Source organism: Bradyrhizobium sp. ISRA436, from assembly GCF_029910015.1.
Taxonomy (GTDB): domain Bacteria; phylum Pseudomonadota; class Alphaproteobacteria; order Rhizobiales; family Xanthobacteraceae; genus Bradyrhizobium.
Genome location: NZ_CP094520.1, coordinates 227,716 through 251,654, shown reverse-complemented (window position 1 = coordinate 251,654; position 23,939 = coordinate 227,716). Strand labels below are relative to the sequence as shown.

Sequence of the window (23,939 nt, the reverse complement as noted above, 5' to 3'; positions counted from 1 at the left end):
CGTTCATATCAGAACCTTGTGCGTTGACCAGATGGAAACAGCGCGGCGATATGGGATCGATCGTACTCTACGAAGGTGAGACGAACGCGCGCATGGTAAGTGGCGATCGCTTGCGCGGCATCTTGGCAAAGGGCAGGCTGCGCGGCCCAGCTCAGACTGAGTGCTCCACATCCCGCGAAGCGTTGACGAGGAGTCGTCCTGCACGAGTGCCTGCACGTCGTGTGGGAAAAAGGGCATGGCAATGAAGTCATCTCCTCTTCTGCGTTTGTGGCGGGACAAGAGGGGGGCGACCTTCATTGAGTGCGGCCTGGTCGCTGCCGCGAGTTCCGTTCCTCTTGTCTTGGCGCTGAATGGTCTTGGTGCCGGCCGGAACGTGGCTTGCAGTTCATTACCGTCATCCAACGTGTCGACCGATCAGCTCGATGAGTTGAATCTCGCGCGTGAACCGCACTGATGGGCGACATATTGTCGAGAAGACCCTCGCTGGTTCCTCGGAGCGATGAGGTGACCGAGCAAGAATGCTACGGTGCATGAGGAATTGAGGGATCACGCGACTGATCATCCTGGCTGCTCTGTCTTCTGCGACGCGATCGATGGTGGCTTCATGCGCATTCATGACGTTGTCTCCGGCAGCTTCTTGGCACGGACCGCGGCCGGCCTCGTGCTGCTTTGCTCGGGCCTGCTGGTTCTTGCCTTCACGTTGTGAAGACTGCCCATGAAGTCATCCGAGCGCATCGGCCTCAGCCGCCGCCGCCGTTAACGCCGACGTAGAATCCGCTCCAATCATAATAAGGAGCATCGGCCATCGGCCGCGGCTTGCTGTAATTGTAGTAGAGCTGTCCGGACTGGTCGGTGACGAACTAAGGGCTCATGACAAGAGTGGCGGCCAGGAGTCCTGGTGCACCGATCAGTGATATTCGCTTCGTCATATAGAATTCCACAATGAGTCCCTCAGAGCTCGCTCAGGAGTTGGTGACGTCCTGGCTGGTTTCGCTTCGTCAAACACGCAAGCGCGCCAGTCGCTGGTTGGACAAGTGGTCGGCCAGCTACCACCCAGCGCCATGAACAGGGTCGCAATATCCGAGAGCCAGGCGGCTTCCGCCAGCACTCGCGTGATCACCGCGCTGAAATAGGTCTGCTCCGCCGTCAGCAGCACCGCCTACTTGACCGGGCCCAGGATGAGCTGCTTCTGAAACAGATCGAGGCTCTGTTTGGCGGCCATCTCTGACTTGATCGCGGCGTGCACGGCCGGTGTGTCATGCTGCAGGAACGGATCGGGAGGAGCGTCAAGCTGCCGCCCGGATATCGCATCGTCTGAGCCGGCGAATTCGAGGACCTCGAGCTCGCCAAGAAGCGCCCGGCATTCGTGGTGCCGATCAGCCTACTGCTGATTCTCGTGCGGCTCTATGGCTTGTTAAAACTAGCGATCGCCCTCCAGCAACGTTGTGGCGTTGGTGCCGCCGGGCGCCGCCTGAAGTACGGTGTTCACGTCGCCGGTATTGAGCCCGTACCGCATCGTCTTTTCGCGATCGATCTTGATGTTCAGGTTGGGTTGACCGACCACGATCCCGACACTGCTCTGGGTGCCAGCCTTGCCCGAATTGAGAGATGAAGAGAAAAGCGAGATCGATGCCGAGCTATCTCGGCATCCTCCGGTAGGCAATCTCAAGACCATGCTATTGGACCCATTCCGAAATCGCTGCTGCACGACAAGCCCGTGCTGCTGGCGAACTGTCGCCACCGGATAATGCCAGCGCCGCAAGCGCGCAACGTCGCCATCGAGCAAGAACATTCGCGGCAGCATCCCGACCTCGCTACTAACCAACCGCAGGTCCCTCGTCATCCTTCGCCAGAAGACATCGGTCTTCTTGAACGTTTTCCAGGACTCGATCAATTCGGCATCGGCGAGCGACGTCTGGCGCGTATACCATCCGAGACTAATCGGAGCAGATTAATCGGAGCTGCACCAAAATGGCGTCAGAGCCAATATAGCAAACCGAATAACACCACGGTTCACCAAAACTCCCGTCGACCCAGCCAGACGTGGAGTGGAAGCATCACGGAAAAGACAAATCCCCCCGAGAGGTGGAGCCAGCTCATCCAGGGCCGCACCTCCTCCGATCCAAGATAGTACCGCCCAAAGGCGGTCACGATCAGGGCGGCATTGAACGCCGCCATGATCGATCCGGAAATGCGATTCTTCCGGCTCCGCCAGGCGCGCAGCAGGTGCACTGGAATCAGCGCGCCCAGCAGCAACAACGCCAGCATGGCGGCGCCGCCATGCACCATCAGCATCGTGGCCGCGGCCTGCTGCCAGATCTCGTCGCCGGCGATGTTCTTTTGCCAATCCGCTACGAGCCAGCCAGCGCCCGTCAGGGCCAGCACCGCGAACGCTGCGTAGATTGAATAGCGAAATGGACGCTTAAGCGGCAAGGTGCACCGCCTGAGGCCAGTCGGACGTGATTTGCACTTCCCCATCGACCGAGATCAACAAGGCACTCGCTCCGTAATGCGCCAGCAAGTCGCCGGCGCCCGTCCCGGAGATCATGACGACCTTCGTGAGCGCATCGGCGATCATGCATGACGGCGCGCGGACCGTAGCGCCGGCAACGGCACCCGTCGGCTTGCCAGCAGAGGGATCGATGATCGCCGATACACCCGGAGCTGCGCCATCAACCAGATCAAATCGACGTGCCGTCGATGCCAGCGCCTCATCGGTCAGCTCGATACGATCCAGCAAGCGGAGCGGGTCGCGGGGATCGCGCAGGTGGACCGTGCGCGGCCCCTGTCCGAATGCCCGAAGATCGCCGCCGGCATTGACCATGCCGCCCGGAATATCGAAGCGACGCAACACCTCGATTGCGCGATCGACTGCAAAGCCCTTGGCGATCCCACCGAGATCGATCGTGATCGCCGGTGATCGGAAGCGCACTGTTTGTTCAAGTGAAAGCTCGATCGTATCGGTGACGCGCCGTTCTGACATGGTGACCGGATCGCCATCCAATCCAGGCAGCAGACCCATGGCCTGCAATACCGGCGCGACGGTGACGTCGAAAACGCTCCCGGAGCGCCGATGCATCTCGACCGCCGCCTCCAGGACCTGGAACGTCCAGGCGTGAACCCGCGTCGAGCGCGCGCCAGCGTCTCGATTGAGCCGGCTGACGTCACTGTTGTGTTCCTGGAAGCTCATCAACCGATGAACCTCTGCAACGGCATCGAATGCGGCGTCAATCGCGGCATCCGTTTTGGGCCCGGTGGCGGCTGCGACCTCGATCTCGACAAAGGTACCGAGCAGCGGCCGCGCGCGGCAGGTCCTATCGGAGGCGATTGGCATAGGCGGTCAGTATCCTCTTCACGCCCTCGGTGACATGTCTCGAGGACAGCGTCGCGCCGGATATATTCCGGATGTCGCCGTTGATCTTCAATGCGCTGCCGCTGCTCTTGCCGACGAATTGCGTTAGCCAGCTCGGACTTCTGATCTCACCGCCATAGGATTCCAGGTATTCCAGGATTTCGACTTTATGCACTGCGCCGCCTGGAGTCAGCGCCACCGCATAGTCGATGAACAGGTGCTTGCCGATGACCCGGTCGATGATGAAGAAGCCCGCGACCTTGCCGCCGGCTTCAGCCTTCCAGACGCGTCCCGCCTGAACTTCGGTGAACTGCGTCGCTGACGGAAACGCCTGCTTCTGCGCCTCCGCGATCGACAGATACCGAACGGCATAGGCAGGCGAAGCCACCGACACGATCGCCGCGGCCGGCAGCGTATATCGAACCCACGTCATCTCTCACCAAACTCCCGTTGCTTTCGATCGCCTGTTTTCACCGGCGCTGATCTCAGAAGAAGAATCCGACGCCGCCGAGGAACGAGTCCGACATCGCGCCGGCGATGCTCTTGTCAATGATGTGCTGATAGGTCGCCTTCAGCGCGACCTTCGGCGATGGGAAGAGCGCGAAGCCGGCGGTATGATACTGTCGCTGCCCGGCGCCGGTCGGCGCATTGGCGTCGGTGCCGGCAAAGCCGCCGGCCTGCAGGTTTTGGTAGGTGTAACGATAGAACGGCACCGCCTCCCACTCGCTGTTCAGGATGGTCCCGAGCGGCACGTGATAGGCGACCTCGCCTGAATAGCCGTACATTGTCTTGCCGACGTTGTTGGTGGGATCTGAATCGTTGTTGGCGCGCAGGTTCTCGGGATGACCGAATTGCGCGCGGACATATTCGCCGCGCAGCTCGAGGCCGGTGTCGGGGACGCGATAGCGGAATTCGGCGTCGAACATCGCCATGCTCGAGTGGCCGAGGAAATTGCCGAAATCGTCATGCGCACCGCGCGGCGTCACGTTCGGCGTATAATACGCGCTGACGCTCCCGGCGAAACCGGGCAGGAATGGCGGCGTGAAGTCGAGCCGTCCGGAGACCGCGACCGCGTTGTTGAGTTGCTGGAAATCGCCGAGCGGAGGCCTTGAGAAGGCAAGTCCGTTCAGGCCATCGATACCCGCAGCGTAAGGCGTGCCAGGAAGCGGCACGGTCTTGGCCGCGGTCCGGCTGTCGAAGGAATCGCCGAAGTCCTCGTTGCTGGTGCTGACCATCACCTGGTACTTCAGGTCTTCGGTAATGGTTCCGTAGACGCTGCTGGACGGCACCGTCCAGGTCGACGGAATGAGACCGTTGTACAGCTCGGGCCGGTTCACGCTGTAGAACTTCGTCGGCTCGTGATGCTGGTTGATGTATCCGATCGGCACGAGGTCGATACCCGGTGAACGCACGTTGAACTGATCGATGATCTTGAAATCGATCCAGACCTGTTCGATCTCGGCGGTGCCGTGCAGCTTGTCGTCATTGTCGAATCCGGAGCCAGCGTGCTCGAACTCGATCTCGGCGTTGAAGATAATGTTTGGCGTGATGGCATAGGTCGGCAGTAAGACGAAGCGTGCGGCGTCGAAGCCGTTCTGCCACTGGCCGTTGGCGGCCGGAGTCTGTACGGAACCGAATTTGATTTCACCGTAGGCGCCTATGCTGAGGCCAGGCACAGGCGAGTCGGCGAGCCCGAGAATGGGCTTGTCACCCGCCGACGGCAGCGGCGAGAGGTTCAGCATCGGCTTGGCCGACGGCTCCGACAACGGGGCTTCGGGCGTGCCCTTAGTTTCCTGCTTTGCGTCCGTCGTCCCCTTCGCAGCAGTGGACGTTGTCGCCGCGTTGGCGCTCCGAATGGACGCCGGCCGCGATGACGACTTGGTGCCGGCGTCGGCTTGCGCGCGGCTGTCCTTCTGCTTCAACTCGGCCTCGAGCGCCTGGATGCGCTGCTCCATCTTGTCAAGCTTTTTCAGCAGTGCCTCTTTCGCGCGGTCTTCGGCCGCAAAGACACTGCCGCTGCTGAAGATCGACAGCGCGGTCGCCGCGAGCAGCGCGGCGCGCCTCGAGCTAAGGCCCGGTCTGAATTTCGTTGCGTCCAAGTCCGTGTAATGCCGCGACAGCATGCCCGCCCCCTTTCGAGCCGCGGAACGAAGACCCGCGACAATCGGGCGCACCTAACACCACAGAGAAGTTTTTCGATACGTTTCTGGCAGTCTAACTAAGAGCTAGACAGCGGTTAGAAGTTCTCCATTTTGGAATTAGAATAAGAAAAACAAGCCGAGGCCCGACAGAGTCCATGGATTTCGCGCGGAGGCTCGGCAAAAGCGGCGAAGTCGCTTATCAGGACAAGAAAAACGGACTCTCTGAGAAGCGGTATCAAACCCGGATTTGAAATCGTCTGTCGTATGAGGAGTTCTTAGCAACCTGCTGCGGGGCTATCCTAGATGCAGCCGCGGCAGTTCGTGCGTTGGCGGGGGAGCTATCGGTTGGATGAAGGAAGCGGGCTTCGTCGATATCCGCATTCAGCCGCTTACGGGCGATCAGTCAATGATCGTCGCGATGACGAGCTGTGGCGGCATTTTAGTCTCCTTGAGTCCTTCGGGCGGAAATCGAGCAGGCGAGCTACAATTCATAGATATTCGAAGTCTCAGTTTTCCCGGCGGCGCGGGTAAGCTGCTCGGCGATCTCTTCGAGCCTGAGATGGATTGCGACCTCTGCCTCATCGGCGGCAATGAGATCGGGCCAGACGCCGATCCGGGTCTTCGAGCCGAAGCCGAGCAAGTCTCGGACGAAGAACAGGGCGAAGTCGTCGGCCTTGAGCCTCTTGATCTTCCCGGGATCGGTCGCGTCAGGCTGGATCGGCGCGCGGCAGACATGGCCCAGTTTCGTGCTGGTCCGCTGACGGGTCAGCTCAAGAGAGCAAGAGATCGCAGTCACTGTTTAGGCCAGCCAAACAAAGGGGCCGCCGTGCCGTTTGAAGCCGGCGGCCGAGTTCGGGTAGGAGCCCCGTAGGGCTGCGTAAAATGCCTCTGTCGCAATTTCAGGTACAAGAGTGTGTTCTCTGCGCGATACATCAAGCGGGCCATTTAACATCCATTGTGTCAGTAGCGCGCCACTTTAGTGCGAAACGTGCGAGTTGGCGTCGCTCGGTTGAGAGAAGAGATCAATTCTCATTGATGGAAAATAGCGGACCTCATCCGCTCGACATCGTCACCGCGCTGAATGGCACGCTCGACATGCCGTCGATCATACGCTTGAGATACACGTGATGGTCTCAAGCTGAAGAAGATCAGCAGCAGCGAAGCGCGGCTGAGATTCGCGGGCAAGATACGCAGCATCGTCGGCACCGACCCGAAAAGAAATGATGGTGCCGGCATTGCCGAGAACGGCATGCCAGATACTCGTGAGGACACCTGACAGCAGTTGCGTGTCGTATCTGTACGATACGGACAATAGTATGGTCTCGTTGCCACAACAATGAGGGCGACAAAGGGCTGCGTCCGCACAATAATACTCCGCGGACGCGTCACCGACAGCCGTCAGCCTGGGCCCGCCTCATGTTGAGAGAGATCAAAGGGGCACTCCGCGCGAGGGCTAAAAGAACAACTCCCAGCCTCAAAATGGAGAGTTGATCATGCCAAACGATACCAAACGACCCGTTGCGAAGAAGGCCAGCAAAGCCGCGTTCGCTGGCGAGGTATGGCGTCCGTTCGAAACGCGCAGACAGGAAGTCGATCGCTTGTTCGAAGGCTTCGGCGAGGAGTCGTGGCGGCGGCCGATTCAGCCGCTCGCAGCATTCGAGCGAGCATGGCCGAGGAAATTCGTCGCCAACCCGGCCGTCGACGTCGCCGAAAGCGACCAGGCCGACGAGTTCACGGCCGAAATGCCTGAAATGGACGAGAAGAATATCGAGGTGAGCCTCGCCAACGGCGGGATCACCATCAAGCGCGAGAAGAAGGAGGAGAAGGAAGAGAAGTCGAAGGACTACTACCGCTCCGAACGTCGCTACGGCTCGTTCGAGCGCTTTCTCGATCTGCCCGATGGCGTCGACACCGGCAAGATCGAAGCAACGTTCAAGAACGGCGTGCTGAAAGTGACGCTGCCGAAGACAGCGGAAGCGCAGAAGCCGGCCAAGAAGAGCGAGGTTAGGGCGGCAGCGTGAGAGTTCGAATCAGCTCACGCAGGCCTGGAGCCGCCTGCGCGAGTGGCGTGTCCGGTTGATACGCAATCTGCTGCTCACTGAGCAGCAGAGTGCCTTAAGGGAGGACAACCATGGCCGATGAAAAGACCCAAGAGTACGACGGAGACTATTGGCGGCAACGCGCCGCGCTAACGCGAGACAAGGCTGACGCATACCTTCACGATGTGGCGATGAGAAACCGCCTGGTCAGGGTGGCGGCCGAATACGATAAGCTTGCTCTGCGCACCGATGCGCTTAGACATCAATCGGAGCGCCTCCAGTGGACCCACTGCGTAGGAGCCGGCAACGGCGATCGCGAGCTCGAATCCACGACCGCGCTGATCGATAGCCTGATGCCCAAGCCAATCATGCCGCGCGATGGTATCTTGGAAACGGCTCGACATCCTCCATCAAATTCCGTACCAATGACCGAAGCTCCCCGGCGATCGCAACGTGATTGACGTATTCCGTCGAACAAGCTGCTTGCATCTTGCCGAGTCTCTCTAACATCTGCGTCGGGCGCGTCTTGCTGCGGCCGGCGTAGGTATTTGAAAAAGGTGTGGCTCTCAAGCGGTCCGGTGATAACTAAAGGCCACGCAGGCGCGGCGAGCCCTCGGAAACGGCCCTGCCGTGCTGAGAACACGACAGGGCCGCCGCAGTCTAAGGCGACCCCGAGGACAGCACGGGGTAGCGAGGTCCAATCGGCCTGCACGAGGTAAAATCTATATGAAATCGGCCTGTCCTAATTTGATGAAAGGAGTGTCCTAATTAGGACAGCGCCAGCCAATCAATCAGTCCGCGTCTCGGGCCATGATGGATACGGACGAAGGTGAAGACGTTACGAGTGCACTGATTAAGGTGCGTTCGGTACATTACGTACTCACCGATTGCTTTCATAGATACTCAATTCAGCTATCGTTCAGCACCTTGTGCATTGACCAGATGGAAACAGCGTGGCTCTCAGCGGAAGCCTGGCGTTTAGTGAAATTTGCCCTCGTCCCGGAGCGTATTGCGACGGGCGAGAACGTCGCTCTCGTGCCACCCGAGGCGGCGAGACTACTGCACCCAGCTTGGAGTATTTCCGCCGAGGCACAGATTCACGAATCTACGTAATGCCCGTCGGACCCCGTCTTGCCGGATCCTGGACAAGCCGCAATCCCTGAAGCCGGAGCCCCAACTCATTTGGCTCAAGCCAGCGCATCGGCCGCCGTTAGGGCCCTCGATCTGAAGACGAGCGATGCCGGTTACCTCGCGGGCATCGGCAATTGAGAATTTCCGCACTGGTTCGCGGTTTGCGAATGTTCGTTGCGTCGGCACTGGTTGGGCCGCTGTCGGAGAACAAGACGTAGTCGAGACCGTCCGGTGCCAGCTTCAGAAGTCCGCTCAGCAATCTCCTTCGCCGCATCGTGGGTATAGCCGGCAGAGATGATCTGGTTAAGCGTGCCAGCCTGTTCCTGGATCGCTCTCACGATATGTGGATGGCAATAGCCGTGGGTCACGACCCACCAAGATGAGATTGCATCTATGATGCGGCGACCATCCGCCGTGTGGAGATAGGCGCCATCACCACGCGCAATCTTCGTCATCTCATCTTGAAGCGCATGTTGCGTGAACGGATGCCAGACCGACGACTTCTTTGGCATCATGGCTTGAAATCATCTCGGCGGAATGACGCGTTGAACGCAGCCTGCAGCATGTCTGACGAGAGAGGAGCAATCCAGGGCAACCGCCCCAACCACCGCACCCGGCCGATCTCGCAAATTGCTCTTTCAGCTTCCGCACTCCGTTCGCCAATGAATGCAACCCCAAGAATGGCGAGCTGGCGCTTTGGCAGAGCCTCTATCGAGGGCAGCGATTGGTTGATGGTACCCAGCGCTATAGCGCGACAATCAGGGGTTCTTCCGCACATTTGGTGCATCGAGAGCAACGGAAGGTCGGTCGATTTCAGGCGGCCAGAAGCACGCGTCGACGCAGTAACGGGTAACTTGCGCGACCATACATCTGTCGTTTGATGGCTTTGATCCTGCTGATCTGGCCTTCGACAGGACTGGTTGTCCAGGACGTGGTTATTGCTGCGCGGACGGCGTCGACGTCGCGCGCGATGCCGTTGGCGAAGCTCTTGAGCTCGCTGTTGGCTGCTTGCGCGATCCACTCATCGAGCTCGGCGATGTCGCCGCCGCCGAGAAGGGACACAAATCGCTTCGCCAGCTCGGCTGCCGTGGCGAGTTCCGGCGCTTGCGCAAACAGGTGTCCGAGAAACAGCTTGGCTTCAGCATCGATCTGATCCAGATTCTGGCTCAAATACCAAGCACAGCGACGACGTGTAGGAGCTTTCCAGGTCGGGGGCGGTTGTGCTGCTCCTTCAGGGGCTTCACGTTCACGCCTGTTCGCGGCCCATCGCGCTATCGTCACCCGACTTCCGATATAACCCTGCTGCTGAAGCTCCCGCCAAAGCTGCTGACCCACCCGGCTGCCTGAGGCCCATCGCGCTTCAAGCCATGCCTCGAAGGGCGCGAGAAGATGCGAGGGTCTATGAGGACGCGAATGCTCTGGCTCGCCGCCGGCGGCGAGCCAGCGCTGGACAGTGCGCCTGTCGACACCGAGCAGTTTGCCGATGCCGGATGTCGGACAACCTTGCGCGCGGAGGCGACAAATTTCATCCCAACGTTCGCGTCGCGCAGCTCGTCTATCCGCTCGTAATTGTGCAAGGCCCGGCGCTGGCGCGGACACGCCGGTGATCGGAGTTTTTGCGGCGGCCATGATTTGCACCGCTGCGGCTAGATTGTGACGATGGCGACCGACCGCATGACGCAAGGCGTCCCCCAAGCTATTAAGTAAGTGCCATCGGTCCGCGACCTGAACTGCGTTGGGCGCACCACAGCGTGCGCCGTCAGCATAAAGACCCGCACGATCGCGGGCCACAATCTTGATCCCCGGCCAGCTCTTCAGCCAGCGAGCAACACTGTCGGCGTTGCGATCCGGAAGCAGATCAAGCACGCAATTGCGCTCCAGATCGCAGATAATCGTTCCATATCGTTGGCCACGACGCCAAGCCCAATCGTCGATGCCGACGACAGTCGGAGCAGCAAAATCCGGTAAGGGGGCCGAGTGAACCATCCGCAGCAAGGTATCGCCGCTAACCGGCATGGCGAGTTTGTGCGACAGGCGCGAGCCGGGCTCTCCGCCCACAGCAAAGCCGATCGCCAATTGGCTCTCGCCGAGACGGATTGTTCGTCTCGCTCTCGGCCGTACTGTCGTCGGTAGTCGCTCGGTAAATATTCGGCGCAGGCATCCGGGGTTCGCGCATCGAAACCGTCGCGCCTGAAGACGGATTTCGACCACCTGACCCTGCCATGGCAGATCGGCTAACCGTCGCGTGTAGTGGCTGTGGACCCGACGAGTTTGGTAGCTGCAACAGGGACAGAGCACGACCGCTGCCTTCGGTCGAGCCACGAGTACCACCCTGTCAGTTTGGGGAAGTATCTGGACAATCAAAAGCTCGGGGGAAATCAGCGAGCGGAAGGCTTGGAGCAAGGCGAAGCACGGCGTCGACTGCGATTCCAACCTTATGCCCTTATTCGCACTGTCCGTGAATCCCACACCCTGCACCAAATGTGCGGAAGAACCCTTGATTGTCGCTGGAGTCTCACCCTGATCGCCGCCGCGCACCAGCGCGGTGCTCGCGCAGAGTACGACGGGGAAGCCGCCATCGCTCGAAAATGTCAATGTAAAGTATGCCGCCGCGCAGCGGCACCATGAGCCCACCGGCTCCCTCAATCAGTAACGGTCGCTCCCCGGTGTCTCGCACATCGAGCGAATCCAAATCGATGCGAACTCCGTCGATTTCGGCGGCTTGATGGGGTGAAGCGGGCGTTCGAAGGCGGTAACGCTCCGGCACAATGCGATCGGGTGAGAGAGTGCCTTGAGATGAGCTCGGCATCAATCTCTGCGGATTCCGAGATGATGGTGCGCACCGTACCGACTTGATGGCGCGCAGGGTTCCGAGATGATCGCGCGCAGCATTCCGAGCATTGTCCGCGCAGCATTCCGATTTGATCGCGCGCAGTTTCGGATGGTGTGAGGCCCGATCGTTGGGCCATTTCTTCGGCTGGAAGCAGCTGGGAGGATTGGATGCCGACGAGGAGGGTTATCATGCGCCAGGTGCGCGAGATTGTGAGGTTGAGCCTTGAGGCTGGGCTCTCGACACGCGTGGTTGGCGAGCGCGTCGGCATCGGGGCGACGGCGGTACGTGACACGCTGAAGCGGTTTGCGCGCGCGGATCTGGCATGGCCAGTCCCTGAAGCGATAAGCGACGCCGAGCTGGAGCAACTGCTGTACGGGATGCCTGGCGTGAAGCCGGGTCGCCGCAAGGTGGCTGAGCCTGACTGGTCCGTTATTGCCCGCGAACTCAAGCGCAAGCATGTGACCTTGCAGGTGCTGTGGGACGAGTACATTGCAGAGCATCCGGACGGGTACCGGTACAGCCGTTTCTGTGACTTGTTCCGCAACTGGGAAGGCCGGCTGCCGCTGGTGATGCGCCATCACCACGGCGGGGGCGAGAAATTGTTTGTCGACTATGCCGGCGACAAGGTGCCGGTGGTTGACCGTAGGACTGGCGAGGTGCGTGACGCGCACATCTTCGTCGCGGTCATGGGCGCATCCAGCTTGTCGTTCGCGCTAGCGACGTGGACGGAGCAACTCGGCGACTGGATCGAGGGACATAACGCGGCCTTCAGCTTTTTTGGCGGCGCGACACAACTGCTGGTACCCGACAACGCCAAGATCGCGGTGATCAAGGCCTGCCTCTACGACCCTATGGTCAACCGCAGCTACAGCGATATGGCGCAGCATTACGGCACGGCGATTTTGCCGGCACGGCCGCGTCGCCCGAGAGACAAAGCGAAGGTTGAGGCCTGCGTCGGAATCATCGAGCGCTGGCTGCTAGGGCGGCTGCGTAACCGCACTTTTTACAGCCTGGCCGAACTCAACGGTGCGATTGCCGAGTGGCTGGCCAAGCTCAATGACGGACGGGTACTGCGCCAGTATGGCCGCACGCGGCGCCAGCTGTTCGAGGAAATTGACGCGCCGAATCTTAAACCGCTCCCCGGCGAGCCGTGGGTCCATGCCGAATGGCGCCGATGCCGGGTCGGGCTCGACTATCACGTCGAGATCGAACGACACTACTACTCGGTGCCCTATCGCTTCGCCCGTCGCGAGGTCGAAGCGCGGATCTGTGCGCGAACGGTTGAAATCTTCCTGGGGGGCGAGCGTATCGCCGCGCACATGCGCGGCAGTGGCAACGGGCGGCACACGACGATCAGCGCCCACATGCCTTCCAGCCACCGGCGCTATGGCGAGTGGACGCCGGCAAAGATCCGCAGCGAGGCAAGCCGGATCGGCCCGATGCTGCGCCTGCTGATCGACCGGATCATCGAGGATCGGCCGCATCCCGAACAGGGCTATCGTTCGTGCCTGGGGATCATCCGGCTTGAGAAGCGCTTCGGCGCCGAGCGCCTCGAGGCGGCCGCGCTGCGTGCGATTGAGATCCAGGCTCGCAACTACCCAAGCGTCAAATCGATCCTCGAGAAGGGGCTCGATCGTGTTGCAACGCCCGCGTCCCCCGAGCGCGAGCCGATCCTACACACCAACATCAGAGGCTCGGACTATTACCACTAAAAGGGAAGAAAATGCTGACACACCCCACACTCAACTTGCTTACCCGGCTCGGCCTTACCGGCATGGCCGAGGCCTTTACGAGCCTCGCCGACAACGAGGAGGTCCACGGTCTCGCTCACGCCGAATGGTTGGCGTTGCTGCTGGACCATGAGGCGACCTGGCGTAACAACCGGCGCCTAGCGCTTCGTCTTCGCAAGGCAAAGCTGCGTCATCATGCCGTGCCCGAGGATATCGACTACCGCGCACCCCGTGGGCTCGACCGCCGCTTGTTCGACATGCTGCTCAAGGGAGACTGGATCAAGAACCACGAGAATTGTGCCATTGTCGGGCCAACCGGCGTCGGGAAAAGCTGGCTTGGCTGTGCGCTTGGTCACAAGGCCTGCCGGGACAACCACTCGGTACTTTACACCCGGCTGCCGCGGTTGTTCGAAGAACTGGACCTTGCCCGGGGCGACGGCCGACTCACTTCGCGGATGAAGAGCATCGCCGCGGTCGAGCTCCTGATTTTGGACGATTGGGGCCTCCAGGCCATCGACGCCAATGCCCGGCATCATCTGCTCGAAATCCTTGAGGACCGCTACGGCCGTCGATCAACACTCGTCACCAGCCAGCTTCCAATTGCCAAATGGCATGAGCTCATAAACGACCCAACTTACGCTGATGCCATACTTGATCGCCTGCTTCACAACGCTCACAGGCTCGAACTGAACGGTGACTCCATGCGTCGCCCGCCGGTTCTTCCTCGGCCTTGACTACATCGTCGGCCCGATGACGACCGAGACTGCGGCCCGCGAAGCTGACCGGCCGCTACGGCACTGTTGGGGGTGCGCGGCCAGTCAGCTTCGCTCCATCGAGCGACACCAACGTGATCTCTTCGGCGGCCGCTTGACCACGGGCCAACGATAGTGCCAATTGCCTTTAACGATCGGGTGCTTCACATGCGCGCGATCAGATTGGAACGCTGCGCGGCATCCGATTGGAATAACTGCGCGCGATCATCGGAATCCGCAAATCTCTCCGAGACAGACCTGAATCGGCTTCCAATAATCCGCGCCGATGAGATCTGCGAGCCCGGCGGAAAACACCGTCTTGCTGATCCCGGTATCCTCTGCCCGTGATTACGATCCGCTGATTCATCAGAAAGTCATCCACGTCTCCTCGACTAACGCATCAGGCATGTCGGATACGTCATCCTCTCTGACATTGAGCGTCGGGAAAAGTCGCAGCCATACCGTTCCCGCCGGCACAGGTGGGGGCCGTTTTCCACGGATGTCAAAGCCACGAACCTGAAGGGCAGAAGCGAGCCCCATCACATGCGCATTGTCATCGACAATATAGGCGAACGATCTGTGAGTTCGATGGACACGAGCAGGCCGCACGGCGATCTCCCGAGCAATTGGCCAGACCCCGCTGCCGCTCAGGCTCCTCGTGTAGCGTTGCGTGCTGTACGTTACGGACAGATTCGCTGCTTTGAGGCGTCATCAATTCCGCTAATGTCTATAATGTAAAGTTGTGCATGGACCTGCTGAAACAGCGCGGTGCTCATGTTGAGCGCGCGAACGCGCTGCAAGCCAGGTTCATTTTCTTTCATGACGTCCTCTTTCCCGGAGCACCTTGGGTGGTCTTTCGACTGCACCGACGCTCGCGGGGTAAACGCGCAGAGTTCGGACGATAAGGTCTCTGTAGAGAGCTCTTGCCCGATACAATGTCCCATCTTTTGGCAGACGCGCGCTCTTTCTCATCCGAGGAGCTGCGGCCATGTCTTCTGGGGTGCAATTGAGAGTGTTTCATGCTTGATCTTTTCTCTGTCGGCTTCCTGGCACTGGCCGTAGTTGGCCTCGTGCTGCTTGCCCTGCCTTCGATCGACCCGAGCAATCGTGAATGAGGCGTTTGCCGGCGCTGGAGCGGCGCCGACTGACCGTCAGTGATCACTTGAGAGCCTGAAGGCTCTACGAAGTACGGCGCGTACCGCCATGGCACAAAACAGGCTTACGAATGCATGTTGAGTCCGTTCCGTACAAAAGTATGGACGGCGATAACGAACCGAACCTGTCAACACAGCGATGCGAGACGCGACGTAGTCGTCGTTGCCGAAGCGGAACGAAGTCCGGTTTAATCGAGCGTGAGAACGTGTCGTCTGAGGCCTTGCCTCCCGCCAGGGTTTTGTGATCAAGCAAGAAGGTCGCTTCGTTGGCGAAGGGGGAGCCTTGTGGCTTACGAAACTCTTGCGCCAGGTGCGCAAAGGCTAAAGCTGTGGGGAGCAATCGCCGTGCTGCTGTTCGGCCACGAAGCCATAATAGAACGTGGCAAGCCGTCATGCCGTAGACATGAGCTAAAGAGGTGACTCGTGCAACGCGGAAAAGTCGGGTCGTGCGGCCCATTCAGCTATCACCTGCCAACGCATTTATGCACCCTGCTGCCTTCGTGACGACCAGATCGCCAACTTTCAAAGTATTGATTGCCGCCGAACTCGCGCGCATCGAGGCCCAAATCGTGAATACGCCACACGGGCCAGAGCGTGACAAGCTTGACCGCAAGTTGCATCGGTTTAGGACTGCGTTCAACGTCGATAGCTGGGTGTGTCCGATCGACTTAAATCGTCTGAATAGCAAGTGCCAGTGAAAGCCGCCTAGCGGCGTCAGGCTCTTTGTTTGCGTCAGTATTGCTGGTTTACGCGGCCTGTGCGGACGTCTGCGAATGATTGCTTATTCGTTTTCTGTAGTCTTGCGCTCTCGCAGCGTCATGTTCAGCAAATAGACGCTGATCCCGACGAGGAGTGCGAAAGCCCAGACCGCCCAAACGGCGAATCTCAAATGCACGGCCACCGGAAGGGCGGCTGCCGCCATGCACAAACGACCCAGTAGCCTCGGACACATGATGCACGCCCAACAAGTGCGACGCAACGTCGCGACTGAAATCTGGGAGCCGATGATACGAGCGCACTCTTACACGAAGCTGACGAGACGGTCGCTCGGTTCGATCGTGGGCTCTTTCCGTTCGACGATGTTTAGTATTGAGCAAAGCAGCGTCGCAATATGGCTTCGAGAAAGTGAAACATTCGTAACAAAAGGAGCGGTCAGTTGCGTACAACCCTGGGCGGGCCACGACGTGATCATAAGCTCAGTTGTGACGCGGGAGTAACTCCTGGCTGCTCCACCAAGCGTCCGCTATTCTCGTCGTCCGGCCACGTTTCGCATCGAGGTGCCATGGCAGATGCAAGGATCGAGAGCGAGCAACAGACGGCGCTGCTGCAGCGCGGCTTGCGGCTCGAGTGCACAACGCGCGGTTGCAACGTTGCGGGCGCCGTGGTCGTGGATCGCAGGCGCGATCGCTCGCGATCGCCGGCTTTAGGTATGGACTCGCTCATCGAGATATTCGCCTCGACCATCGTAGTCTGAAAGCTTGGTCGCATGTCGGGCGCAAGGCACACGCTCAGCACTTGCATCGAGACCCCTCCGGGTTCCTTCGCACGGTTGGTGGTCGATGGCGTCGACCACAGTCCGGGCAAGCACCGCGAGGTTTGGCTGACTCACAACAGAACTCTGCTGCCGACCAATCGTTCCAGCCAAGTAAATCCCGTATGTCAGCGATTTCAACTCGATAGTTGTTCTCTCAGCGCTAACCAAAACATTGGGGGCAATGCTGCCGAAGAAGCAGATGAAATGCTTCACACGGTTCGAACGGACGTGACGCTCGGGGCGCGCGTAATGCGAGCCTGGTGTCACGTGGCAGAAAGATTGCAAGAACAAACAAATACCCCGGCATTGCTGCCGGGGTTTTCGCGGTTCGCGTGACGCGATTGGATCAGAAGTCCATTCCACCCATGCCGCCCATGCCGCCGCCAGGCGGCATTGCGGGCCCGGCGGCCGGCTTCTTCGGCAACTCGGCGACCATGGCCTCGGTGGTGATCAGGAGCGCCGCCACGGAGGACGCGTTCTGGACTGCGGCTCGCACGACCTTTGTAGGATCGATGATGCCCTTGGAGACCAGGTTGCTATACTCCCCGGTCTGTGCATCGAAGCCGTAAGAGTACTGATCCTTCTCCAGGACTTTGCCGACCACGACCGAGCCATCCTCGCCAGCGTTGATCGCGATCTGACGAGCCGGCCAGGACAAGGCCTTGCGCACGATCTCGACGCCGGTCTTCTGGTCGTCGTTCTTGGTGCGCAGGCCCTTGAGCGCTTCGGTGGCACGGAGCAGGGCGACGCCGCCGCCCGGGACGATGCCTTCCTCGACTGCCGCGCGGGTCGCGTGCATCGCGTCATCAACGCGATCCTTGCGCTCCTTCACCTCGACCTCAGTCGCGCCGCCGACGCGGATCACCGCGACGCCGCCGGCGAGCTTGGCGAGACGCTCCTGCAGCTTCTCACGGTCGTAGTCCGAGGTGGTCTCCTCGATCTGCGCCTTGATCTGGGCCACGCGGGCGTCGATATCGGCCTTCTTGCCGGCGCCGTTGACGATCGTGGTGTTTTCCTTGTCGATCATCACCTTCTTGGCGCGACCGAGCATCTGCAGCGTGACGTTCTCGAGCTTGATGCCGAGGTCTTCCGAGATGGCCTGGCCGCCGGTCAAGATCGCGATGTCCTGCAGCATGGCCTTGCGGCGATCGCCGAAGCCCGGAGCCTTGACGGCCGCGACCTTCAGGCCGCCACGCAGGCGGTTCACGACCAGGGTGGCGAGCGCCTCGCCCTCGACGTCCTCCGCGACGATGACCAGCGGCTTGCCGGTCTGCACCACGGCCTCGAGCAGCGGCAGCAGCTCGTTCAGCGAGGAGAGCTTCTTCTCGTTGATGAGGATGTAGGCGTCGTCCATCTCAACGCGCATCTTGTCGGCGTTGGTGACGAAGTAGGGCGAGATGTAGCCGCGGTCGAACTGCATGCCCTCGACGACGTCGAGTTCGGTCTCGAGCGACTTGGCTTCCTCGACCGTGATCACGCCCTCGTTGCCGACCTTCTTCATGGCGTCGGCGAGGAACTTGCCGATCTCGGCATCGCCGTTGGCCGAAATGGTGCCGACCTGGGCGATCTCCTCGTTCGAGGTGACCTTCTTCGAGTTCTTCTGGAGGTCCGCCACGACGGCTTCGACCGCGAGGTCGATACCGCGCTTCAGATCCATCGGGTTCATGCCGGCGGCGACCGACTTGGCGCCTTCCTTCACGATCGCCTGGGCGAGCACGGTCGCCGTGGTGGTGCCGTCGCCGGCCGCGTCAGCGGACTTGGAGGCGACTTCGCGCACCATCTGGGCGCCCATGTTCTCGAACTTGTCCTCGAGCTCGATCTCCTTGGCGACGGTGACGCCGTCCTTGGTGATGCGGGGAGCGCCGAACGACTTCTCGAGCACCACGTTGCGGCCCTTCGGACCGAGGGTGACCTTCACCGCGTTGGCGAGAACGTCGACGCCGCGCAGCATCTTGTCGCGCGCCTCGACGGAGAATTTGACTTCTTTAGCTGACATAGTTGATTTCCCTGAGTTTCATTTCTTCCCACCCTTGGCGGGGCGCCCGGCAGGCGCTCCTCAGGGGTGAGCGGTGCGAGCGGCGGATTAGGCGGCCTTCTTGTTGGAAGACACGTTGGTGAGAACGCCCATGATGTCGCTCTCCTTCATGATCAACAGCTCCTGGCCGTCGATCTTGACCTCGGTGCCCGACCATTTGCCGAACAGCACGCGGTCGCCGACCTTGACGTCGATGGGGATCAGCTTGCCGCTCTCGTCGCGGCCGCCCGGGCCAACCGCGATGACTTCGCCCTGGGAGGGCTTTTCCTTGGCAGTGTCGGGAATGATGATGCCGCCGGCGGTCTTCTCTTCGGCGTCGATGCGCTTGACCACGACGCGGTCGTGCAGCGGACGGAATTTCATGCAGTCCTCCTAAGCATTTGCATGAGTTGACGATTTATGGATTGCTAGCAATCCATGCCCGCGAGTGCCAGTGCAGGCGCAACTGAAATAGGACAGTGTTGTTCGGGAGCAAGGGTTTGTAGGGCGCCTGCTCCGACAAACACCGTACGAAACGGACAAAGTAGTGCAACGAAGTCATCAGGACGTAGATGCTGGAGGATGAAGACGCGTATCGAGTGCGAACGCTTCCTGAATGTGCCGCTGCTACGCGCCTTTCGCCTTGGTCGGGTCGTAGATCAGATTCAAGCGTTCACGTGCCGGATTGAGACGCCAGGCTGTCGGCCGCCCCCTATTGCGAGCGCGCTCGACGTTCGTGGTCTCGCTCTCGCTGCCTTTCGGGCAAGTGACGCAGATGATTCGCGCGGTCTCGCTGCGGCTCGTGTTCATCAGATCGACGATGTGATGGAGCTATTGCAAGCTGGCGGCAGCACCAAGGAGGGCATGTGGGAGCGGGCCGGCGATGCGCGAGCGCGCGGCGACGGTAATCAAGATGGTGAAGAACAACACGCCCTTCATGAATCTCTAGATCGCTCAGTGGATCACGGACACGCTGATCTTCCATCGTCTGCAGGAATGGATCAATCCGGGTTACCTGCAGCGCGCCGAGCAATGAGCAATGGCAAAAGGACCTCGACGGCACGCATTTCCTGCTCGCGCCGTCGAAGGTTGATTGGTGGGGACGGGGAGGGCGCCGAGCTCTTAGCGCTTGCGCTTGGTTACCTCGAAGGCCTGCTCGACCAGCCGGCGAATCGCTTCGAACCGGGATGGAAATAGCCTCATCACACCGACCCCTGACGCTTTACCAGACCGTCGAAAACGTTCGCCGAGCCCTGCAGGACAAGCATCGCAATCGACAAGATAGCGAACGGGAAGCAGAGCAGTGCGGCTTGTCTATCACGCCGTTCGCCGACCTCGTTCATGACATTCCCATGCACGACCACACTCGCAGCTAGGACGGAAAACGCCTTCGAGTTCGCCTTCACCCCGCAGCAAAAGAGGCAGCAGCATCGCTTTGAACATGCAGGATTGGGGCGCATCAATGATTGCTTAGTTTATCGCTGGGAGGAGTCTCAACCGGAACAGCAAAGCCAGATTTTACCCGATCTAATACGACCATCGTCTTGAAGCATTTGATGTCGGGATTCTTATAGAAGAAGCATCTGGTGAACTGCTCATAATCCTCCATGGTTTGTGCAGTAACGTACAGGACAAAGTCAGCATCGCCAGTAACATAGAAACCGTTGACGACATCAGCTGACGATTTGATGTCCTTCTTAAACCTATCAATGATATCCGAACGCTCCCGCTCCATTGTAACAAGTACAAGCATTTGGATTGGTCTTCCAACGGCCTTCGGCGAAACGATTGAGACATCGGCCTCAATGATGTGTTCCGAGCGGAGCCGCTTCAACCGTCGTTGGCACGCGGTGGCAGAAAGCCCCGCCATTTCGCCGATCACCTCGGAAGTCAGACGGTTGTTCTTTTGCACGATCTCGAGGATGCGAGCGTCTATCCGATCGTATTGCATTGCATAATCCCCTCCAGTCTTGACGTGAATTTCACCGCCAGATTTCCTGCGTCGCGCGAAGGAAGTCGTCCAAAGGCATGAAAATACGAAGAAATTTCCGCACGCACTTTATGGTGTCAAGCGCGGGAAACTACTGCCGGCACAATTCAGCCCGTTGGCACGCCTCCGAGCGGTCGCCGGCAGGCCCATTTCCGGCTCAAACCGCTTCCTTGGTAGAAGCACTGGCATGCCGTTGTCATGCTGCAACGCGAACATAGTTCGCGCACTGCAGCATTGACGTCAGGAACCGCTCGAACATGATTTTCGGTCCCTTGAGCCAGCAAGGGACCGGGGAGTTGAACGTCTTGAAGCCACACCTGCAAAGCACGCTATTTACGCTACTCGATCGCAACGCCAGCCAGCGCGAGATCCACAGGCTGACGGGGGTCGATCGCAAGACGATCCGGCGTTACCGGGCGCTGTGGGCTGGTGCGGAGGCAAATTCCCCCGGGGAAGTGACCACCGGCCCGGTGAGCGTGGACGGCCAAATTCCTCCACCCCGACCACCGGCTTTTGGGGCATCGGAAGCGACGGTCACCAACAGCCTGGCCTGTTCGGCTTGCGAAGCGCATCGGACGTGGATCGAAGAACGGGTCCGCCTGAAGCGGAATGCGCAGGCGATTTACCAGGACCTGGTCGATCAATTGATCAATTCGGCTTTCCGTCTAGCTACCAGAGCGTCAAGCGGTTTGTGCGCCGGTTGCGGCACACCGACCCCGAGCAGTGTGATCGCCTTGAGTTCCCCCCTGCGAGGATGCCCAGGTCGACTATGGTGGAGGGCGCGCCGACGTTGATCCGAAGAGCGGCCGCTACCCGCCTGTTCGTGATGACGCTGCGCTACTGGCGGCGCAGCTTCCGGCGGGTGGTTTGGCAATCCAGCCAGCAAGTCTGGGCGCAGCTTCACGAAGAGGCGTTCCGGTATTTTGGCGGGGTTCCCAGCTATGTCGTGCTCGATTTTATTACTGGTAACAAAATCGAGCACCAGCAGTTGCGTCGCGCCGCCAAAAAAAGCTGAAGGCCGCGTTATGTCCCGCGATCCAGTCGCCGAGCTGCTCGGTCCACGTCGCCAGCGCGAACGACAAGCTGGATGCGCCCATGACCGCGACGAAGATGTGCGGCACGCACCTCACCGGTCTTACGGTCAACCACCGGCACCGTGTCGCCGGCATAGTCGACAAACAATTTCTCGCCGCCGCCGGAGACCTTGCTCACAGCCTCGGCTCGGGCTGGAAATCGATCTCGCAACTGCGCAAAGCAACCTCTCCTGCCTTTCGAATTTTGACTTGAGTTTCGCCACGTCTTCGCGCTTGGCGAGGCGTCGCGCCCCTTCCTGGCGAAACGGGAGCCGCCCAAGGTCGGTCTTCCCGGGAAACGCTTGTTCGTCGACGTATAGGTCACTACCAGCATGGCACATGCAGCTATCTGATCGGAATCATCGAAGATCGAGTATTCCGGCTCGGGCAGCACAGCTACCAGAACCAACGCCGACCGCTTGCATTTTAAGCGGTCGGCGCTGTGCTATCGGGGCTCGCAACTTCGCAATCGAGACGACATCCGGCGGCCCTCCGGGGGCTAGCTAGGTGGCGGAACGCCGACGGCATCGGAGATGCGCTCCGCGTAACGTCAACTTAACAAGTCTCTAAATTTGTCGGCATGAGATCTCGCCGCAGCAACTTTAAGCACGCAATGTACAGAACATGCCTTTAATCTCATCGCGACAGAATAATCGCCGACGCCGGTATTTGCCACCGGCGGCCAAGTCTGCGAGTAAACGCCCATATGGCTGCGACAAGAGACCTTGCAGCAATGCCGCTCAGTACTTGGCGGGTTCTCATTCGACACCGGATTCCACGCTTGCTTCCGCGAACTATCGTCTCCGCGGTTGCAATAGCTAATACGGGGTGTTTTAAGGCGATATTTTCTGTGCGCCCGATCAAACAGGCTTTTAACATCGATGGAATCGGTCGCGCGCCGTGTACAAGCTAGAGCAGACGACGAAAACAAGTTCGTGCATGATGCTCAATGCACTCGCTTTCAAAGTCGTCCTGATACCCCGGTACTGTGTATCAAACCGCTTGCAGCCAACGAAGCCATTTGTGGTAGGCCTCCCGGCGTGCCTTGAAGCAGTCGACGCATTTCCTGGAGCAAAGGGCCGTTCGCCAATGGTAGTGGCGGATCAGCCCGAACTTTCCGCCGCATATAGCGCAGCACCGGACTGAACGGTGGTGGGAACTATGCGAGATGTTGTGCATTCCTCGCCTCCTGTCGGAATTACGTGGATAGCCCCCTTTTCATGGCCGCAGAACTAAGCGCGCACGTGAAGTGCGGCGTCGGCTCTGCTAATTCTCGCTGCCTGCACCGGGCGCACAAGCTTGACTCTGAGTGCGCCTTCCTTGCGAAGTCCACGCTCCATCGGAGCTGCTTCGTCGAGATTGATTACTGTAGCGATATTTCAATCTTGTTTGATGCAATGAGTCGCGTGTCGACGAATAAATCCCGCGATTAGTTCGCGTTCTTCGACGGATTCCCCGGATCGCCAGGTTCGTGTAAGCAGCACTTGCATGGAGTCGTCATTGCCACCTCCATTTCAGGCGGAAACGCGTTCTATATCTCACCGGTTCGCGGAACTGGCGGTGGCCTTCCTAAAATCTAGTTCGGGTGAAGGTCACAGCGTTGGGCCAGAGCGGCCACCGGCGTCTGCTCCCGCACGGCTTCCAGGCGATCTATGCCTTCTGTGCCGCATCGATCTTACGTCTCGTCTTCGTTGTCACCGTGCGCTCCGTCTATCAAACGGGCCCCCGATGGGCTTGGTTGATCCTGACGACCCTCTTTGCGAAAGCGTGGCTCGCACGACTATCGAGGTCGCCGCGACCGGCCTTAGGCAGCGTCGCGCACTTTGGCATCCGGCCCGTTCCCCCCTGCGATGCAGCGCACCGCGATATCGCGATCGCTGATCACTCCGATGAGCCGGTCACATTCGGTGACGGGCAATACGCCGCAATCGCAATCCTTCATCAACTTCGCTGCGTGCTGGAGTGCGTCATTGGCGTTTATGAGCTTTGCTTCGCGAGTCATCTCCGCGCTAATCGTCATCTCCTATCCGCGTCGTCACTAGGTGCGGCGGTTGCCGGTCATAGACCCGCGGCGGCGCGCCGCCGCGGAAGAAGAACAACAACAATCACTGGTGGGCCTGGCAGGACTCGAACCTGCAACCAGACCGTTATGAGCGGCCGGCTCTAACCATTGAGCTACAGGCCCCGCCGCCTGCG

Annotated in this window: 19 protein-coding genes, 1 tRNA gene and 7 pseudogenes; 8 read left to right on the top strand and 19 right to left on the bottom strand. The window is 59.8% G+C overall.

Annotated elements, in window-relative coordinates:
- Window positions 1-235 precede the first annotated feature (235 nt).
- Window positions 236-454: a Flp family type IVb pilin gene (locus MTX23_RS36120; protein ID WP_280990762.1), complete on the top strand. Its 219-nt coding sequence runs from the start codon at window positions 236-238 to the stop codon at window positions 452-454.
- 966 nt (window positions 455-1,420) lie between these two features.
- Here the strand turns inward: MTX23_RS36120 and MTX23_RS36115 are convergent.
- The 5 genes from MTX23_RS36115 to MTX23_RS36095 all read right to left on the bottom strand — a co-directional run bounded on the left by MTX23_RS36115 (window position 1,421) and on the right by MTX23_RS36095 (window position 5,475).
- On the bottom strand, window positions 1,421-1,894 hold the full coding sequence (locus tag MTX23_RS36115) for a hypothetical protein (RefSeq protein ID WP_280978625.1): 474 nt from the start codon (window positions 1,892-1,894) through the stop codon (window positions 1,421-1,423).
- Window positions 1,895-2,013: 119 nt separating this feature from the next.
- A complete protein-coding gene (locus tag MTX23_RS36110; protein ID WP_280978451.1) occupies window positions 2,014-2,433 on the bottom strand; it encodes a hypothetical protein in 420 nt (139 codons plus the stop codon).
- Window positions 2,423-3,334, bottom strand: a complete 912-nt coding sequence (locus MTX23_RS36105; RefSeq protein WP_280978452.1) for an FAD:protein FMN transferase — start codon at window positions 3,332-3,334, stop codon at window positions 2,423-2,425. The genes MTX23_RS36110 and MTX23_RS36105 overlap by 11 nt, the downstream gene beginning before the upstream one ends.
- Entirely contained in the window at window positions 3,315-3,785 is a 471-nt protein-coding gene (locus MTX23_RS36100) for an FMN-binding protein (protein WP_280978453.1), read from the bottom strand. The genes MTX23_RS36105 and MTX23_RS36100 overlap by 20 nt, the downstream gene beginning before the upstream one ends.
- 52 nt (window positions 3,786-3,837) lie before the next feature.
- Window positions 3,838-5,475, bottom strand: coding sequence for a hypothetical protein (locus MTX23_RS36095; protein ID WP_280978454.1), 1,638 nt, complete (start codon window positions 5,473-5,475; stop codon window positions 3,838-3,840).
- Window positions 5,476-5,842: 367 nt separating this feature from the next.
- Here MTX23_RS36095 and MTX23_RS36090 point away from each other — a divergent pair, with 367 nt between their 5' ends.
- Window positions 5,843-6,364: a hypothetical protein gene (locus tag MTX23_RS36090; protein WP_280978455.1), complete on the top strand. Its 522-nt coding sequence runs from the start codon at window positions 5,843-5,845 to the stop codon at window positions 6,362-6,364.
- A gap of 158 nt (window positions 6,365-6,522) precedes the next feature.
- Here the strand turns inward: MTX23_RS36090 and MTX23_RS36085 are convergent, their stop codons facing one another.
- Window positions 6,523-6,744, bottom strand: coding sequence for a hypothetical protein (locus MTX23_RS36085; RefSeq protein WP_280978456.1), 222 nt, complete (start codon window positions 6,742-6,744; stop codon window positions 6,523-6,525).
- Between the two features lie 242 nt (window positions 6,745-6,986).
- Here MTX23_RS36085 and MTX23_RS36080 point away from each other — a divergent pair, with 242 nt between their 5' ends.
- Both MTX23_RS36080 and MTX23_RS36075 read left to right on the top strand, forming a co-directional pair.
- Window positions 6,987-7,514 carry an Hsp20/alpha crystallin family protein gene (locus MTX23_RS36080; RefSeq protein WP_280978457.1) on the top strand — a complete coding sequence of 176 codons (528 nt, stop codon included), beginning with the start codon at window positions 6,987-6,989 and terminating at the stop codon, window positions 7,512-7,514.
- Between the two features lie 110 nt (window positions 7,515-7,624).
- Window positions 7,625-7,993: a hypothetical protein gene (locus MTX23_RS36075; protein ID WP_280978458.1), complete on the top strand. Its 369-nt coding sequence runs from the start codon at window positions 7,625-7,627 to the stop codon at window positions 7,991-7,993.
- A gap of 848 nt (window positions 7,994-8,841) precedes the next feature.
- On the opposite strand, the pseudogene MTX23_RS36070 reads toward MTX23_RS36075, so the two are convergent.
- The 4 genes and pseudogenes from MTX23_RS36070 to MTX23_RS36055 form a co-directional block, all read right to left on the bottom strand.
- A pseudogene (locus MTX23_RS36070) lies at window positions 8,842-9,178 on the bottom strand (aminotransferase class III-fold pyridoxal phosphate-dependent enzyme); the annotation flags it as partial.
- Window positions 9,175-9,405: pseudogene (locus tag MTX23_RS36065) on the bottom strand (AAA family ATPase); the annotation flags it as partial. The pseudogenes MTX23_RS36065 and MTX23_RS36070, both read right to left, overlap by 4 nt.
- Before the next feature lie 71 nt (window positions 9,406-9,476).
- Window positions 9,477-10,961 carry an ISL3 family transposase gene (locus tag MTX23_RS36060; protein ID WP_280978616.1) on the bottom strand — a complete coding sequence of 495 codons (1,485 nt, stop codon included), beginning with the start codon at window positions 10,959-10,961 and terminating at the stop codon, window positions 9,477-9,479.
- Window positions 10,962-11,201: 240 nt separating this feature from the next.
- Window positions 11,202-11,454 (bottom strand): annotated as a pseudogene (locus tag MTX23_RS36055) (AAA family ATPase); the annotation flags it as partial.
- A gap of 230 nt (window positions 11,455-11,684) precedes the next feature.
- Here MTX23_RS36055 and istA point away from each other — a divergent pair.
- Together istA and istB are read left to right on the top strand one after the other, a co-directional pair.
- Window positions 11,685-13,208, top strand: a complete 1,524-nt coding sequence (istA, locus tag MTX23_RS36050; RefSeq protein ID WP_280973261.1) for an IS21 family transposase — start codon at window positions 11,685-11,687, stop codon at window positions 13,206-13,208.
- An 11-nt stretch (window positions 13,209-13,219) separates the two neighbouring features.
- Complete coding sequence (gene istB, locus MTX23_RS36045; RefSeq protein ID WP_280973262.1) at window positions 13,220-13,960, top strand: IS21-like element helper ATPase IstB; 741 nt, start codon at window positions 13,220-13,222, stop codon at window positions 13,958-13,960.
- Between the two features lie 276 nt (window positions 13,961-14,236).
- Here istB and MTX23_RS36040 read toward each other — a convergent pair.
- The 4 genes and pseudogenes from MTX23_RS36040 to groES form a co-directional block, all read right to left on the bottom strand.
- A pseudogene (locus MTX23_RS36040) lies at window positions 14,237-14,345 on the bottom strand (AAA family ATPase); the annotation flags it as partial.
- Window positions 14,345-14,570, bottom strand: a pseudogene (locus MTX23_RS36035) (8-amino-7-oxononanoate synthase); the annotation flags it as partial. The pseudogenes MTX23_RS36040 and MTX23_RS36035, both read right to left, overlap by 1 nt.
- Window positions 14,571-17,012: 2,442 nt before the next feature.
- Window positions 17,013-18,662 (bottom strand): chaperonin GroEL, encoded by a 1,650-nt coding sequence (gene groL, locus MTX23_RS36030; protein WP_280978459.1) that lies wholly within the window; start codon window positions 18,660-18,662, stop codon window positions 17,013-17,015.
- A gap of 87 nt (window positions 18,663-18,749) precedes the next feature.
- A complete protein-coding gene (gene groES / locus MTX23_RS36025) occupies window positions 18,750-19,064 on the bottom strand; it encodes a co-chaperone GroES (RefSeq protein ID WP_280978460.1) in 315 nt (104 codons plus the stop codon).
- 198 nt (window positions 19,065-19,262) lie between these two features.
- Between groES and MTX23_RS36020 the strand changes: the two genes are divergently transcribed.
- Window positions 19,263-19,877, top strand: coding sequence for a hypothetical protein (locus MTX23_RS36020; protein ID WP_280978461.1), 615 nt, complete (start codon window positions 19,263-19,265; stop codon window positions 19,875-19,877).
- Window positions 19,878-19,882: 5 nt separating this feature from the next.
- Here the strand turns inward: MTX23_RS36020 and MTX23_RS36015 are convergent, their stop codons facing one another.
- Complete coding sequence (locus MTX23_RS36015; protein WP_280978462.1) at window positions 19,883-20,023, bottom strand: hypothetical protein; 141 nt, start codon at window positions 20,021-20,023, stop codon at window positions 19,883-19,885.
- 116 nt (window positions 20,024-20,139) lie between these two features.
- Window positions 20,140-20,631, bottom strand: coding sequence for an Lrp/AsnC family transcriptional regulator (locus MTX23_RS36010; protein WP_280978463.1), 492 nt, complete (start codon window positions 20,629-20,631; stop codon window positions 20,140-20,142).
- Window positions 20,632-20,930: 299 nt separating this feature from the next.
- On the opposite strand from MTX23_RS36010, the pseudogene MTX23_RS36005 reads away from it, so the two are divergent.
- A pseudogene (locus MTX23_RS36005) lies at window positions 20,931-21,625 on the top strand (IS21 family transposase); the annotation flags it as partial.
- Window positions 21,626-21,643: 18 nt separating this feature from the next.
- Here the strand turns inward: MTX23_RS36005 and MTX23_RS36000 are convergent.
- The 3 genes and pseudogenes from MTX23_RS36000 to MTX23_RS35990 form a co-directional block, all read right to left on the bottom strand.
- Window positions 21,644-21,861: pseudogene (locus MTX23_RS36000) on the bottom strand (IS21 family transposase); the annotation flags it as partial.
- A gap of 1,686 nt (window positions 21,862-23,547) precedes the next feature.
- Window positions 23,548-23,763: a CBS domain-containing protein gene (locus tag MTX23_RS35995; protein WP_280978464.1), complete on the bottom strand. Its 216-nt coding sequence runs from the start codon at window positions 23,761-23,763 to the stop codon at window positions 23,548-23,550.
- Window positions 23,764-23,852: 89 nt separating this feature from the next.
- Window positions 23,853-23,928 (bottom strand) — tRNA-Ile (locus MTX23_RS35990).
- Window positions 23,929-23,939 lie beyond the last annotated feature (11 nt).